12 protein-coding genes and 2 pseudogenes are annotated in these 15,386 nt (G+C 54.5%); 8 read left to right on the forward strand and 6 right to left on the reverse strand.

All coding sequences use genetic code 11. The features are described 5' to 3' along the window. Nucleotides 1–27: 27 nt before the first annotated feature. On the reverse strand, nt 28–1,227 hold the full coding sequence (locus tag HX818_RS03570; protein ID WP_003218906.1) for an EAL domain-containing protein: 1,200 nt from the start codon (nt 1,225–1,227) through the stop codon (nt 28–30). Further along, nucleotides 1,224–4,031, reverse strand: coding sequence for an ATP-binding protein (locus tag HX818_RS03575; RefSeq protein ID WP_008437634.1), 2,808 nt, complete (start codon nt 4,029–4,031; stop codon nt 1,224–1,226). Before HX818_RS03575 ends, HX818_RS03570 begins: the two co-directional genes overlap by 4 nt. Before the next feature lie 170 nt (nt 4,032–4,201). On the opposite strand from HX818_RS03575, the gene HX818_RS03580 reads away from it, so the two are divergent. After that, nucleotides 4,202–5,389 carry an MFS transporter gene (locus HX818_RS03580; RefSeq protein ID WP_177019512.1) on the forward strand — a complete coding sequence of 396 codons (1,188 nt, stop codon included), beginning with the start codon at nt 4,202–4,204 and terminating at the stop codon, nt 5,387–5,389. Nucleotides 5,390–5,476: 87 nt separating this feature from the next. Here HX818_RS03580 and HX818_RS03585 read toward each other — a convergent pair whose 3' ends face one another. Further along, on the reverse strand, nt 5,477–5,710 hold the full coding sequence (locus HX818_RS03585; RefSeq protein ID WP_003218911.1) for a hypothetical protein: 234 nt from the start codon (nt 5,708–5,710) through the stop codon (nt 5,477–5,479). A gap of 227 nt (nt 5,711–5,937) precedes the next feature. On the opposite strand from HX818_RS03585, the gene HX818_RS03590 reads away from it, so the two are divergent. Then, complete coding sequence (locus HX818_RS03590) at nt 5,938–6,075, forward strand: hypothetical protein (RefSeq protein ID WP_177019513.1); 138 nt, start codon at nt 5,938–5,940, stop codon at nt 6,073–6,075. Between the two features lie 354 nt (nt 6,076–6,429). Further along, nucleotides 6,430–6,623: pseudogene (locus tag HX818_RS03595) on the forward strand (hypothetical protein). Nucleotides 6,624–6,808: 185 nt separating this feature from the next. Here HX818_RS03595 and HX818_RS03600 read toward each other — a convergent pair. Then, a complete protein-coding gene (locus HX818_RS03600; RefSeq protein WP_177019514.1) occupies nt 6,809–7,600 on the reverse strand; it encodes a class I SAM-dependent methyltransferase in 792 nt (263 codons plus the stop codon). Between the two features lie 533 nt (nt 7,601–8,133). Here HX818_RS03600 and HX818_RS03605 point away from each other — a divergent pair. Further along, nucleotides 8,134–8,406 carry a hypothetical protein gene (locus HX818_RS03605; RefSeq protein ID WP_218173725.1) on the forward strand — a complete coding sequence of 91 codons (273 nt, stop codon included), beginning with the start codon at nt 8,134–8,136 and terminating at the stop codon, nt 8,404–8,406. A gap of 301 nt (nt 8,407–8,707) precedes the next feature. Then, nucleotides 8,708–10,075: an ATP-dependent endonuclease gene (locus tag HX818_RS03610; protein ID WP_177019515.1), complete on the forward strand. Its 1,368-nt coding sequence runs from the start codon at nt 8,708–8,710 to the stop codon at nt 10,073–10,075. A 146-nt stretch (nt 10,076–10,221) separates the two neighbouring features. Here the strand turns inward: HX818_RS03610 and HX818_RS03615 are convergent, their stop codons facing one another. Next, nucleotides 10,222–10,743, reverse strand: a complete 522-nt coding sequence (locus tag HX818_RS03615) for a hypothetical protein (RefSeq protein ID WP_177019516.1) — start codon at nt 10,741–10,743, stop codon at nt 10,222–10,224. Between the two features lie 967 nt (nt 10,744–11,710). Here HX818_RS03615 and HX818_RS03620 point away from each other — a divergent pair. From HX818_RS03620 to HX818_RS03630, 3 genes are all read left to right on the forward strand, one after another. Beyond that, entirely contained in the window at nt 11,711–12,049 is a 339-nt protein-coding gene (locus HX818_RS03620; protein ID WP_177019517.1) for a hypothetical protein, read from the forward strand. Between the two features lie 26 nt (nt 12,050–12,075). Then, nucleotides 12,076–12,756, forward strand: coding sequence for an SOS response-associated peptidase (locus tag HX818_RS03625; protein ID WP_177019518.1), 681 nt, complete (start codon nt 12,076–12,078; stop codon nt 12,754–12,756). A 308-nt stretch (nt 12,757–13,064) separates the two neighbouring features. Then, a complete protein-coding gene (locus HX818_RS03630) occupies nt 13,065–14,138 on the forward strand; it encodes a RelA/SpoT domain-containing protein (RefSeq protein ID WP_256346283.1) in 1,074 nt (357 codons plus the stop codon). A gap of 26 nt (nt 14,139–14,164) precedes the next feature. Here the strand turns inward: HX818_RS03630 and HX818_RS31145 are convergent. Beyond that, nucleotides 14,165–15,285: pseudogene (locus tag HX818_RS31145) on the reverse strand (phage portal protein). Nucleotides 15,286–15,386 lie beyond the last annotated feature (101 nt).

Genomic DNA, 15,386 nt, shown 5'->3' on the forward strand with positions numbered 1-15,386 from the left:
GCTTCTTGACTGTGTGACCCTGGCCACTCACATAAGTGCTGGCGCAGGGCCATCCTCGATTAACAGGGCGCTGAATTTTTCCGCCGCCACGGCATGGGAGATCAGGAAACCCTGCACCTGATCGCAGCGGATACGCCGCAACACCGCCAGCTCCGCCTGGGTCTCGGCGCCCTCGGCGATGGTGGTCAGCCCGAGTTTGCGGCCCAGCTCGACAATGCTTTGCAAGGCCGACGCCAGGCTTTCGTTCTCGGCACAGCCATGCACCAGTGACCGGTCGATCTTGACCTCGTTGAACGGCGTCGACACCAGGTTGAAGTAGGAACTGAACCCCTTGCCGAAGTCATCCTGCGCCAACCCAAAGCCCATCATGCGCAAGCGACATGCTCCAGCGTAGTAGTTACTGGGCAGCCGTGTGGTGGAGCTTTCCATCAATTCGAAGGTAATTTGCCGGGGTTCGGCGTCGCGGCTTTGCACCTGGGCAAGCAGGCGGTCGACCAGGTCGCTCTGGTCGAGCAAATGCGTGGGCAGGTTGATCGACACCGGCAGCCGGTAACCGAGTTGCGCCCACTGGGCCTGGGCGATGAGGGTTTGGCCGAGAATGCAGGTGAGCAAGCGGGTTTCCAGGTCAAGGCGCTCGATGTCGTCAAGAAACGCGCCGGGCATCAATAACCCTTCCACCGGGTGCACCCAGCGTGCCAGGGCTTCGGCGCCCACGATGCGCCCGTCATGCAGGGATTTTTTCGGCTGGAACCACGCCTGGATTTCACCATTGGCCAAGGCGCGCTCAAGGTTCTCCCGGGCATGGCTGACACCCCGGTGGCAACACGGCGTGCGCGCCTGCTCGGCGAGTTTGTCGAGGCAATCGCGCAGGGTGCGCACCTCGCGTTCGCGCACCGGCTTGGAGATTAGCCCGGCGACGGTCAGGCCGAGGTTCCCGGCCACCTGCCCGGCGCCCACCAGCATGCGCCGCGACGCCACGCTCATCAGCGCCAGCGCAGGCGGCGCGTGCATGCGGGCCAAGTGCTGGATCAGTTGCACACCGTCCATCCCCGGCATCATCAAGTCGCTGAGCAGCAGATCGTAGCGCTGTCGGGCCAGGCGTTGCAGCGCGGTGGCGCCATCCCAGACCACATCGACGTCAAACCCGCCGATGGCCTGGAAGACGTTGATCAAGTACTCATGCTGGAAAGGATGGTCTTCCACGATGAGTACGCGATAGGCGCTCAAAGCACCCTCCTCTGATAGCGATGCAGGCACTGGTAGAGGGCGCGCAGGGTGAACGGCTTGACCAGGCAATGATCCATGCCAGCGTTCAGGCAGCGCTCGGCTTCGTCGAGCATCGCGTTGGCGGTGGCCCCGATGATCGGCAGTGAGCAACCCAGGCGACGCAGTTGTTCGGTGAGTTCATAGCCGTTCATGCGTGGCATGTTGACGTCGGTGAGAATCATGTCGAACGCGGTATCACCCCACAATGACAGCGCTTCAATGCCGTCGCCGGCCAGCACCACGCTGCAGCCGAGCTCTTCCAACTGGTCGCGCAGGATCAACTGGTTGATCAGGTTGTCTTCGGCCACCAGCAGGCGCAGGTTGAGGCTGAACTCGGTGGGCTTCTCGCTGATCCTCGGCGACAACAACTCTTCGCTGCCCTGGGCGCGGCTGACCGCGCGGTTGAGCGCCTGCAGGTTGTTCAGGCCGATCTGCCAGGGATAAGCGCCATGCTCGTCGACCGCGGCCATCACCCGCGGCCCGGACCAATGCAGCAACTGGTCGGGCTCGGTCGGGCCGGGATACAGCTCGACCAATACCGCGCCGGGGTCGGCCTCGGCGGACTCCGGCGCACCGAGTTGCGCGCGCGCGCCCCAGCGACGCAACCAGCCGCCAACACTTTCCGCCAGCTCACGCACCGGCGACACCACATACACCCGCTCGCCGAGCAGCGGCTGCGCCCAGGGAGCCTGGTCGTCGTCGTTGACTTGCTCCAGCGGCAAGGTGAAGGAAAAGCTGCTGCCCAGGCCCGGTTCGCTGACCACCCGCAAGGTGCCGTTCATCAAGTGCATCAGGCGCTTGCAGATCGACAAGCCCAGGCCGCTGCCGGCGACCACATTCGCATTGCCGCTGACCTGGAAGAACGGCTCGAACAGGTACCGCTGGTCTTCCTCGGCGATGCCCTTGCCGGTGTCGACTATCTGCCACTGCAACATCGTGCGCTCGCCTTCACGGCTTTCCAGGCGCAGACGCAAGACAATCCGGCCGCTTTCGGTGAATTTCAGCGCGTTGTTCAGCAGGTTATTCAGGATCTGGCGGATGCGTGTGACATCCCCGCTCACGTGGTCGGGCAACTGCGGGTCGAGGCAGGCGAACAACTGCAGGCCCTTGCTTTGGGCGGCGCCTGCGTAGCCCTGGATCACTTCCTGCACCAACTCGATCGGTGAGAACGTGCTGAACTCTAGGGACAGTTGTCCCGCTTCGATTTTCGACACGTCCAGCACATCGCAGATCATTTGCAGCAAGTTCGCCGACGAGCCCTCGATGGCATTCAGGTAGCCACGCTGCTGGCTGTTAAGGTCGGTGCGCGCAAGCAATTCCAGGGTGCCCAGCACGCCATACAATGGCGTGCGGATTTCATGGCTCATGGTTGCCAGGAACAGGGTCTTGGCCTCATTCGCCGCGTCCGCCAGCGTGCGCGCCTGCTGCAGGGCCAACTCCACCTGCTTGCGTTCGGTGATGTCGCTGAAGGCGCAGATCAGCACCTCCTCACGCTGGTAACGGGTTGGCGCGAAACTCAGGTACAGGTGACGACCGTCGGCCATTTGCAGCTCGTCGGTGCTGCTTTGTTCCGACTCATCGAACGCGCGGCGAATCCAGCCGTGACACAGTTGCTGGCGCTCGTGGCCGTTGCCCAGCCATTGCCGGGACAGGGGGTTTTCCAGCACTACCTCGCCGTCGCTGCGGCGCAGCACGCACAAGGCCACTGGCGCGATGCGAATCACCGCACTGCTGAATGCCTCACTCTCCACCAGCGCTTCGATGCGATTGGCTGCCGGGATAATCAAACGCTGATCGATGCGCCGCACCAACCGCACCATCAACAAGCTGGCCGCTGCGCACAACAGCAGGCACAGCAGCAACGGCATGGCCAGGCTGGGCAACAGTGAACTCAGCTCCAGGCTGTAGACGATCTGCCACTGGGAGTAACCCAGGTGCTTGCGAATGGCCAAGCGATCCGGCAGCCAGCGGCTGCCTTCCCAACCAAAGCTGGCCGTGGCGTGATACTGGCGCAGCACCTGCGCAGCCGACGGTTGATGAGGCGTGCTGCTGAAAATCAGCTGCCCGGCGCCGTCAAGCAACATGAAGTCCCCGGCTTTTTCATGCTGCAGGGCGTTGATCAGGTCCGGGCCGTCCACCTCCAGCCCGAGCCAACCCGACGTGGGGCTACGGTCGTCGAGGCGGGTGAAGATGTATAGCGGTGAATCCAGGCGGCTCTGCTCAGTCAGCCACAACTCATCGCTGACCGAGACCTTGCCGGTGTCCACCGCCATCAACCGCTGCAATACCGGCTGCGGCACATTCTCCGGGGCCGCCCCAACGGTAAACAGGCGCTCCACCACCGGCTCGGCGCGCTGCGCGACGTAGATCAGGTTGACCTGGTTGACCTGCAGGTAATCAAGCAGGCGCCTAGTCAGCCAAAGGCTCCAGATATTGCCCGCCTCGCCCAAGGTGATGTGCAACTCTTCGGCCGGCACATTATTGAGGTTGCCCACGGGTGGCGTGACATGACGAACCGTCGACAGGCCGAGGCTTTTGAGCAGCGTCTGGCGGCTGACAAAAAAACTCTGCGCATCGGAAATCGCCTCATTCATATAACTGCGCCGTAGCGAAATTTCCTCATTCAACGCCGCACGCAAGTAGCTGTAGGCACCCACATACACGCCGAGCACCAATGCCAGGGCAAACAGCCGCAACAACTTGCGCGCGGCCTTGGGCGTCGAAAAAGAAGAGTCGAGTGGTTGCAGGAAATGTTTGAGCTTCATCGCCAAAAGAGTAAGCGTGGCGAGAGGGTAGTTGAATAAGACGGATCTCAAAGCCCCGCACTGCTTGCGCCGATGGAACTCTCGCGCAACGCGCTGTTCTAGACACCTTCGTCGCTGCTTGCGTAGCATCGGCGGCTGTCCTTCGTGCACTTCATCAAACAGAGTTACCCATGACTATCCAGCAAACACCCGGGCACGTGCTGCCCGCGCGCAGCGCCGCCAAAATGGAAGCGGCCATGGCCGTGGGCGCCTTTGCGATCGGCACCGGCGAATTCGCCATCATGGGGCTGATGCCCGACATCGCCCACAACCTCAACCTCAGCGAGCCGCAAGTGGGCCACGCCATCAGCGCCTACGCGCTGGGCGTGATGGTCGGCGCCCCGCTGCTGGCGATCCTCGGCGCCAAGTTGCTGCGTAAACACATGCTGCTATTGCTGATGGGCCTTTACGCCCTGGGCAACCTGGCCACGGCGTTTACCCCGACCTTCGGTTCGCTGGTGGCTTTCCGCTTTATCAGCGGCCTGCCCCACGGCGCCTACTTCGGCATCGCCGCCGTGGTCGCCTCCAGCATGGTGCCCAACGACAAACGTGCCGGCGCCGTCGCCCGCGTGATGATGGGCCTGACCCTGGCCATGCTGCTCGGCAACCCCATCGCGACCTTCCTCGGTCAACACTTTGGCTGGCGCTCGGCGTTCGCGCTGGTCAGTGCTATCGCCCTGTGCACCATCGCGCTGGTCTGGCAATTCGTACCGGATCGCCACGACGAACCCCGCAGCGACCCGCGCAAAGAACTGCGCGCCTTCACCAAACCGCAGGTGTGGATGGCGCTGTCCATTGGCGCTATTGGTTTTGCCGGGATGTTCTGCGTGTTCAGCTACCTGGCGCCGACCATGCTCGAAGTGACCAAAGTCTCGCCGCAGTGGATCCCATTCGGTCTGGCCGCGTTTGGCGTAGGCGGCATCATCGGCAACATCGCCGGCGGCAAGCTGTTTGATCGCCTGCAATTTCGCGCAGTGGGCTGGATTATGGTGTGGTCGATGGCCGTGCTGATCTTCTTCACCTTCGCCGCGAGTTCGCTGTGGGGCGTACTGCTGGGTATTGGCCTGGGCGGCACCATGATCGCCATGGCCGCGCCGCTGCAAATCCGCTTGATGGACATTGCGCATGAGGCACCGAGCCTGGCGGCGGCGTCCAACCACGCGGCGTTCAACCTGGCGAATGCGCTGGGTCCGTGGTTCGGTGGGATGGCGATTACGGCGGGGTATGGGTGGACCAGCACGGGCTACATTGGCGCGGCTACGGCGCTGGTTGGCTTGGGCATCTATTTGATCGCCCGACGTATGAAAGGCGGTCACTAAAGCCCTCCCACGATCCAATGTGGGAGCGGGCTTGCTCGCGAAAGCGGTGGGTCAGTCACTGAGTAAATGACTGCCCCACCCGCTCAGTCAGTCATCATGCATCAACCCCGAACCATACTCCCCGTAACTACTCCCCAGCGCGTTGCCGCCAAAATTCATCTTGGCGGCCTTGCTGGGGCTGTGGTCGCCAAAGGCTTGGCATCCCCCTGAATAACAAGGGTCGCTACTCAGGTCGCTACTCATGCCCGATGAACCCGACGAACAAGCGGCCAAGAGCAACGTGCCTGCGACCATCACGACTTTGACGAGGTTGGAGATCATTTTTTCAGTTCCCTTTGGGCTTATGGGCTGAGCGTAGGCCTCAATGCCGGTGAGAATTATGAAACTTTGCCGTAGGACAGGATCGGTTCAGGTTGATGTCGTTTTGGCGACGAATTATCCAGGCACATATTCTGATTGGCGATATCAACAGTTAGCCCCTACATATTAAAGCCGACCAGGCATCAATTCAGATGAACCTGCGGCCTACGTAGAGGGAAGCTCAAGTAATGGCTAAAGACGAAAAAACCAGTGAAAGCGTCGCTTCAAAAGCAGCCAAGCTGCTGTCGGATCCCACCACTCCGCCGGATGTGAAATCTGTGGCGGCTTCGGCGCTGACTCAGGCGCCCGACAAAAAGAAGAAATAAGCTGAAAACCGTGCCAGGGTGGCTGAAGCTCTGGCACTGACCACCACGGCACCAAGCCCATTCCTGTTAAACTGTCCGCCCTTCGCCTTATCCATCTCAGATCCTAATGTCCTCACCTATAGCACCAACGCCATCGTTCTCCCGTCGCTTCTCCGTTGCTCCGATGATGGATTGGAACATCTAAGCCTAAAGGCCTCATAAAACGGGCACTGCAGCTCCTTCTTCATCTATCTGTACCACTTTCGTACCAGCACTACTGCCACGCACCGACACCCTCCCCCTTCTTCGCTGGCTTTCGCAATTCCGAGAGCTGCCATTGCTATGCTTGATTTCTTTCAAAAGGAGTCGCAAACCATGGCAAGTGAGTACTCACTGACGGACGTGCTGGAACGGCTTTATCAGAATCAACTGGCCCTGGAAGCGGCTGTGATGGAGCTGACTCTTCGGCTGAGCAGCAAAACGCTTTAGAGGTGGGTGAGAATGTTCGGAGGGCACTTCACACGATTGGTGAAAACGCAGGCCATATCAAACAAGGCCTGGCCCGATAGAAAGGGTAGGATCCTACCTAAATGGAAGTTATCGACCAAAAACGCACAATCATATTGGTTAAGGGGCAGCACAATCACGGGTAATGGAATGAACCAAGACGACCAAAACCTCACTGGCGGTGGGAGTCGGAAAAAAGACAGGGTCATCTTTTCAGCCTGATAGCCTACTCCCACCGTTCAACTGATCAGCTAAGAACGGCTTTCACAGATACGAAGATAGGAATTACCGTAGCGGTAGCAGGCTGATTGGAGGAGTACTGCATGCGGGAATTTCCGGCGAAACTCGTACTGAGTTCTCGGAAGGAAATGCTGTGCGAAGGGACCGAGTAACGAGGACCAAAGACTTTCGAGTACTGGTCTACAACATCAGGAGTGCCATGCTTGCAATCATCCATATGACTGACGCCCTGCCTGTCGACAACATGAACTAGCCCACTCGGCTTAAGGTAGAGAGTGCCTAGCTCACCGCACCGAGCATGCAGCTTTTCCCGATACAGCCGCCCTTCCCCACCCTTGAACTCATCGAACGCGACATTGAGATTTGAAGCAACCCGTGCAGGCTCAGCACCGATCAGCCAGCACACGATGGCGTCGAATTGAATGGTTGCAAGTAGCTGATCGATACTCTTATCAAATATGTCCGCGTTGATAATGGCGCTTCCAGTTGGCAGAGCACCGTGTAACGCGCTGGCCGCTACATAGTCGACTGGGACCCCTGCATTCTTCAGGGTGTCTAAGGCCATTTGAGCCAGTTCGGCATTAGGCTCGATCACGATGAGTCGTCGGCCTTGTCTAGCCAACTCCAATGTACCGTTACCCGAACCGCACCCAATTTCCAGCACGATATCAGCATTTCCAAGCTGTCCCGCCATCCATTTGTAATCACCATGGCTTTCGAAACCAGCAGAGTTTACCTGCCATTCCTTTGCGTACTGCTCAGAGCTCATTGGAACGCCAAACTTCGATTTTGCAGTCATGTGTCGTACTCCTCCTTTGTGAATGCCATAAGACTCCCGGTCGATATTTCAGGCAACCTGATTGGATGATACTACCAAGCCATCACTCATAGCGAAGACCTTGACATGCGACTGAGTCATATTTGATTTTCTAGACGCCTCTGAGTCACCGCTTTGGGCTAATTTATGTCGCAAATGACCGACAGCTATGGACCGATTGGTAGCAGTCAGGAGCAGAATCAATAGCCTTATCGGTGATGGATTGGAATTACTGAACCAAAGAGCCTTTAAAAAAGAGGCCTACAGCCGATCCATCTTTAGCTCGTACCATTTATGTACCATTGGACTCCACTCGCCCCATATCTCCGACCTGACTAGCCGCCTTAGGCGTCAGGCAGATAACGGCCAAAAGCGGAGGTGTGTCTACGAGATCAGGCCAAATTCAGATTTCGACATAATTTCGACAAGTCAGCTAGAGAGTCTAAACCAAACGTTATAGCTCATACATGTAGAATGCATGAGTATTAGCAGAGCTAGTTATCGGAATCCTGAATATGCATGAACCAACCTATCAGAAGCTTACCTTCCACCACGTCGGGATCCCTATTACTGATGACCTCCCAGCGGACACCTATAATTCTGCTTTGAAAATTCACGCTACAGGATACTTTGACTCCCCGTATGCAATGAAATGGATGAAGTGTGATAAGGACAGCTCTCTGCCTGAAATAATTAGAAAACAACCTCATATTGGCTATGTGGTTGATGACCTGCAAAAAGCAATCTATGGCCGGCAAGTAATTTTAGAGCCAACAAGTCCCATATAGAGGAGGGTAACAGTTGCATTTGTCCTTGAAGGTCGTGATTTAATAGAGTTTTTGCAATTTTATAAACCTGAAGAAGAAGTATGGCCGCACTCTAACAAGTTCCTGCTTGAGTGTTTGTGAGGAGCGATTTTTAACAAACCGCACACTCATGAGTTTTTCGCCACAAACCGCGTATAACAATTGGTTCAAATCGCTCGTTTAGCACACTGGGCTCGCCCTCCCCTTGCTAATAGAAGACACACTGCTTATGCTTGGGGTCCAAAAAGGTATGGCCAACACAAAAAAACAAGGATTATTCTAAATGGCATTAGAAAGGGTTGAAATTCATGGCTATAGAGGATTCAAACACAAAGCTCATCTTGAGTTTGCAGTTCCTAATGGAAAACTAGGAAGTGGATTTACAATAATCACTGGACCAAATAATTCTGGTAAGTCTTCAATCTTAGAATGTCTCAAAGCGCGAAGCGGACATGAGTCGCCAAGCTTCACCTCAGGAACTAGAAACTCAGCGACAGATTTAGTTGAAATTAAATTCACGATCAACAAAAAAACAGAAACCATTAGATCTGTTGCCAAGGGCACTAGCGAGACTGTTAGAGAAAACGTAGATCTAGATACTAATTTTTTTATCCTGCCATCACGCCGTGCATTTGACCCTTATTTCAATAAAGGACAATGGACACGAAAGGAGCAATCTACTTACACCTCACTCGGCTATCAACGTCAATCGACCTTAAATGGTTTCTCCAATAGGCTTTTCAACATCCTTAAAGACCCTGCTGAATTCAACAAAATCCTTAGCGAAGTTCTTACATTCATTCCAACCTGGTCAATCGATCAAACAGACCAAGGCGCATTTTTTTTAAAATTCTATAATGAGGAAAACTCCCACTCCAGCGACGGAATGGGAGAAGGAATCGTTAGTATATTTGCTATCGCCGATGCACTGCACGACTCCAAGCCCGAAGACATAATTATAATCGACGAGCCAGAACTATCGTTACATCCAAGTCTTCAAAAAAGACTGGCTTCTCTACTTTACAAATACTCAAGAGACAGACAAATAATCATAGCAACACACTCTCCATATTTTATAGATCTTAAGGCTTTGTCCGATCATGGCTATTTGGCGAGAGTCACTACCGGCACAAACGGTACAACAATCAATCAAACAACACCAGAATCAAGACTAGCCCTTTCCAAACTGTCAGGCGACAACATATTCAACCCACATGTTTTTGGTCTCGATGCGAAAGAATTATTCTTCCAAGAGGACCAAATCATTCTTACCGAGGGCCAAGAAGATGTAATTTTATTTCCAAAAATAGCTGACCAGCTAGAGAAGAAAATTACCGGAAACTTCTTTGGCTGGGGAGCAGGCGGCGCAGGAAACATAAAATATATCTGCCGTATCTTGGAAGACCTAGGTTACAAAAAAGTTGCAGCAATCCTAGACGCTGACAAGCAACAGGATCGGATCGAACTAGAAAAAGAGTTCCCTAGCTATCTATTTGCATGCATAAATGCAAAAGACATCCGTACAAAACCTGCACGAGAAGCAACCGAAGAGGTAGAAGGACTACTAGATACAAAAAAAATAATCAAAAAAGAGCATGTTGCGTCCACCTCAAATCTTTTTGATGCATTGAATCAACATATGAGTCGCTAATCTTAATACGATGGAGGTGTGTGGGGAGTAGGAAAGTTCGTGACATTCTGTCCCGTATTGACTGTGCAGTAACTACCTCCAGGTCATCAGAATAGGGTTTCCTTTCCCCTTAGCGGTCTTCCCCGCCGATCGGCACACACTTACAGCTATTCTGCTGCTTCGCGGGCTTGCTCGTCCGCGTACTCCTGCAGCCAGTTTTGACCGTTATCCAAAGTGATAAAGGCCATGTGTTTTGCGGCCTCCAATGTGTCCTGAAAGCGTGGCCAAGAGGGACTGAAACCGTCTTTGTGCACGAGATTCACCCGCCACCGGCCCCGCGTTTGCGGCGACAAGGTGATGGTGAAATCTTCGATCTGAGTGGTGTGCGAACCGTCACCGAGTTTTGTCCAAACCACATCACGATAGGTACGCAGCAGACGCCGCTTAAAGCGCACGGATTGCTGCACCAGGGCAAGCAGTTCACCAGATGGTTTGATATGTCCCTCTAGAGCGCGGTTAATCCCTCTAAGGATCGTCGCGGGGGTGCGGTAGTCGCCTAGCGAGCGCATCCGATCCATCAATGCCGCAGGCGACCAGTCCAACTCAACCAGGGCCAGGTGCAGATCCTTGGATAGCTCTTCTGCCGAGCGTTCGAGGCCGGTAACTATTTCTTCGTTTTCGTCGTTCATGGCGATTCCCAGTCATCAGTTGAGTGACATATTGTCACCAAAAACAAGACAAAGCAATATTCTGTGAAACGCATTTATCCCAGGCCAGCATTGCACTATCGGGGGTTCAGGTAGCCATTGCACTTAGCTCCCGCCACGACATGATCCACACACCCTCCCAAGCAAACGCATCCCTAACGATCATCCGTCGACATAAGCATTCACGCGTGTGCACCTGCACGTAAGGCGTCCAAGGCTCAGAATTTTTTGGGCAAAAAAAAAGAGTAACATAAGTAATATTTGCCAAATCATGCGCTCAACCTATTGAATTAAAAGGTTTTATCAAAACAAGCAAAAGGTAATCTTTAAGTAATATTGAAGTAACCTGATTACTCTTTATAAATGTAATTCCTCCATTTTTAAAAACTCTTAAAAAACAATAGGTTGCCAATTAATTACCTTTTCAATTACTTTTTTGTTACTCCTTTTTGTAATACCGAACCCCACGGAATACGCGGCCTCCAGCCCATTCCCCAGACGTGGTTACTGAAATTACTCTTTTTGAAATCCCCCCCTCTACCTGCACAGTAACGCCTCCAGATCTTTCGAAGAAATACCCTCTCGGTGCAGGGCTCCGCAGGCTTTCAGCCCCCCCAAAACGCCAAGTAAGCGCCCAGCCCGAGCCGCCGGGAGTGGTCCGCAGGTGTGCAGAAAAAAGGACCCATTTAGCCCGCAGGCGAGGTGGGGGGACGACGGCGCGCGCCGGGTGATGAAGCACGTCACAGCCCTATGTAGCACGTCAACTCCCCGACATGTGGTACGCCAACTCCCCATTGATGCAACAGCGAGCCAGGGCGCCAAATGGCGTAGGCTTATGGGAAGCCCGCTGCCGCCCCCCCCCCCCCCCCCCCCTACAGCTCGTCGCCTCAAATCGCGTCACAGTCAAACGTCAATTACTGTATACCTATACAGTATTGGATTCGCACTCATGAACAATGACGACGACACCTTCGGATGGCTGGGCGTTCCTACCCCGTTGGAAATGTACCGACAGCACTGCCGCCTACTGGAGAACGAGATCCAGGAACTGAACGCGCAGCTACGCAAAGCGCGGGCGGATGTTTTCGGTATCAGCCATATGCTGTTGGACGCCCAAGCAAAGAACGCAGAGTTTGCTGGCTACCTTCGTCAGAAGGGTGGTGAAGCGGCTGAGATGCGGCAGCAGATCTCAAAGCTGACAACGTCATACAACTTGAGCACGCAAAAAGCAGATGTTTTGCAACAGATCATCAACGAAATGAGGCTTGGACCGATCACGATTGTCTAAGATCAAACCGAGAGAGGGCCTTGGCCATGTGCGGAAGACTGTCGCAGTACAGAGGAATCCACGACTTTGTTGCGGCACTGAGCATGTCCAATGCCTTGGCAAACTCGGTGGGTGATCAGCCGATCGAGCGATACAACGTAGCCCCAACCACCCAAGTGGCATTACTGCACCTGCTGGGTGACCTGCTGCACGCCGATGCGGTTCGGTGGGGATGGAGGCCGCACTGGGCGAAAGGCCGTGCCGCGCCCATCAATGCACGTGTCGAGAAAGTCGCCCACGGGCCGTTCTTCCGGGCGATCTGGCCGCACCGGGCGATCACGCCTATCAACAACTGGTTCGAGTGGGTAGATGAAGGTGGGCCAAAGAAACAGCCTTATCTGGTCCGTAGGCGGGACGGCGCGCCTATCTTGTGCGCGGCCATCGGCCAACTACCTGACGCCGTTGCAGGCCCAGGCGAGCATGACGGCTTTGTGATCATCACCGCTGACAGTGCCGGCGGCATGGTGGACATTCACGACAGGAGGCCCGTGGTTCTGGCGCCTGACCTTGCCCGGGAATGGCTTGATCCGGCAACGCCAAAAGAGCGTGCCGAGCAGATGGTGTTGCACCAGGGCGAGCCGGCCGAGGCCTTCGAATGGTTCAAGGTCAGCACCGCCGTGGGCAACGCGAGAAACAAGGAAGCAAGTTTGATTCAGCCAGTAACGTAGAATCGCCCTTCCAATGCTGCTAGCTCCCAGTTCATGATCGCCAATTCTCCGCTGACTTCGGCCTTGCCCTTACGCTAATTCGTCGTGCTGTAGCGAATCTCCACGATCTCAGAGTCGGAACCACCTCTCGAAAACGCACCAAGCCGGTGCAAATATATATGGGCTTGTGCTTCTTGTAGGCAGTTTGCACAGGTGATAGCGTTCGCTGACTCGCGCGGGCGCAGTGATACGTTGTGTCACTCCCTCTACTAGCCTGAAGTTGAACGCCTTGGCTAGAAAACTCATAAATCATCTAAAGGAAGTAGAAAATGATCCAAGAAGCGATTTATCCTGGGGGGTCAAGGAAACGCGTCAGCAAGGCTGGGGACAACGTTAGAGCTGGAAATGCAAACAAAGAAGACCTAGACACTATCGAAGAGTGGCGAGCAGCACATCGTGGAGTATTGAACACCTTTCAAGCTATTTTGCGCACTCGGACTAAATTTACAGAAATCATTGTTGCTCAACGCCACAAGCGGAAAAATACAATCTTCGACAAATTAAGTCGCCTTCCAGGAATGAAACTAGCTCGAATGGATGACGTTGCAGGATGCCGTCTTATTTTTCAGAGCATCGAAGATCTTTACGCATTCCGCGAAAAATTTCATAAAGCTCGTTTCAAACATAAACGCAGAAACGACGAAAACAAATATCACTACATAAACTACCCAAAAGATACTGGCTACAGAGGTATTCATGATGTTTATGAATACGATGTAAATTCGTTGGCCGGTCAGAACCTTGCGGGTCTATATATTGAGATCCAATATAGGACACTAGTACAACATGCATGGGCAACCGCCATTGAGGTAATAGGTTTCATCACCGAGAGCCAACCAAAATTCAAACAAGGCGACAGGCGCTACGAGCATGCGATGGCGCTCGCTAGCGAAATACTTGCTCGCGCGCATGAAAGTCTAAAGGGGCCTTTTCCTAACCTCACCGACCGCGATCTACTTGAAGAGTTTCTAACTTTAGATAAAGAGCTATCACTACTACAAACGCTACGCGGCCTTAATGAAGCCAAAGGAGAAATTTCCGACAAGCGCAATACAATTCTGATTTTTTCTGAAACAGGGGAATTGGAAGTAAAAAGTTATCGGGATGCACCAGATGCGTTGCGAGCCCTTTTTGAGTTGGAAAAACAGATGCCCAACAAAGATATTGTATTGGTAAGAGCAGACTCAAGCGAAGAAGTTAGGTTGGCATTTCGAAACTACTTCTCAGATGCTCGTGAATTCATCAGGCTATTGGACGATGCATGTGACAAGCTTGGTGGGCATCAAGGTGATCGGCTTGCAGAATATGCGGGGTTGCTAGGTAAATTTGAAGGGGCGGATTAATAATTCGCCAGGGTTTAAGGGGAGAGTTAAACCTCCCCACCAATCTCGTAAGGTTTGAAAGATATTACTTCCTCCCCAAGCCAGTCATTTAGCTGCGCCATACGCGCTGAATCGGCTCCAGCTCATTGGCCGCATAGATCTGCGCCGCCTCCCTGATCGATCCAAACCCACCCGCGTTCCGCGGCATAATACCCATCAACTGCGGCGGAATGCGCAAGCTGGCCAGCACGTCGTCGCGGGTCTGGTTTTTGATCGAATTGAATTCGTCCTTCGCCGTCACTTCGCTGACCGGGATGATCTGCAACCCGTCCTTTTTGCCGTTCGGCGAGTACACGAACAGGTTGCGGAAGTTACCCGGCCCCTTGGAATCCTTCAGCGCCTTGCGCAGTGAATCGACGTCCGCTTCGTTCTGCGCGGCATCGGTCATGTAGAGAATGAAGCCAGCATGGCTGCCGTTCTCGTAATACTTACGGCGAAATAACGTGGCCGATTCATTCAGCAACGCCGACTGCAAGGCGCTGATCCACTCGGGTAGGCGCCGCCGCTGCATGGCCTGAAAGTGCGCCAGCACCTTTCCCAACTCGTCCAAAGTCGGCCGGCGGTCACGCTCACGGCTTTTGAGGTTATAGCCCAACTTGCGCAGCACCCGGCGGGCGCCCCCCATGGCTAGCGGGTCGACCTGGTAGACCCAGGCATCTTTGGCGATCGCCAGAACAGCGCCGAGGTGCGCCAGGTCGTTGCCAGCGGTTTGTGGCTGAACCCCGCCACCCTCTCCGCTCATTCGCCAGAGGGCGAAGTCGACGAGGCATTGGGTTGTGATGTCGGTATCGTTGAGCTTGCCGATATCCATCTTGCCAATGGCCTCAAGCGTGGCCTTCTTGGTTTTGCCCAACGGCCGGGCCTTTTCCACTTCCAGCAGGTACTGGTCGATCATATCTTTGACGGTGACGCCTTTCCGGCTCGCCCGCTCGATCGCTCCAGGCTGATCCAGCTCCGATTCACGCTTGCGCACCCACGCCTGGGCAGCCTGTTTTCGGGCGAAGGTCTGGCTCTCTTGGTAGACTTGCACTCCGTCGCGTTTGATGCGGATTTGAGCCGTGTAGCTCACAGTCCCATCCGCCAGTTTTCTTGCCCTGATAGTCGCCATATCGAAAGTGGTACGCGTCAGTTTTGAAGTGGTACATCGTACCACCGAGCCTTCAAAAACGCCTGAAAACGCCCTAAAACACGCCAAGAACACGTTGAGTA

Origin of the sequence: Pseudomonas sp. F9001 (genome assembly GCF_013385435.1) — a bacterium.
Lineage (GTDB): Bacteria > Pseudomonadota > Gammaproteobacteria > Pseudomonadales > Pseudomonadaceae > Aquipseudomonas.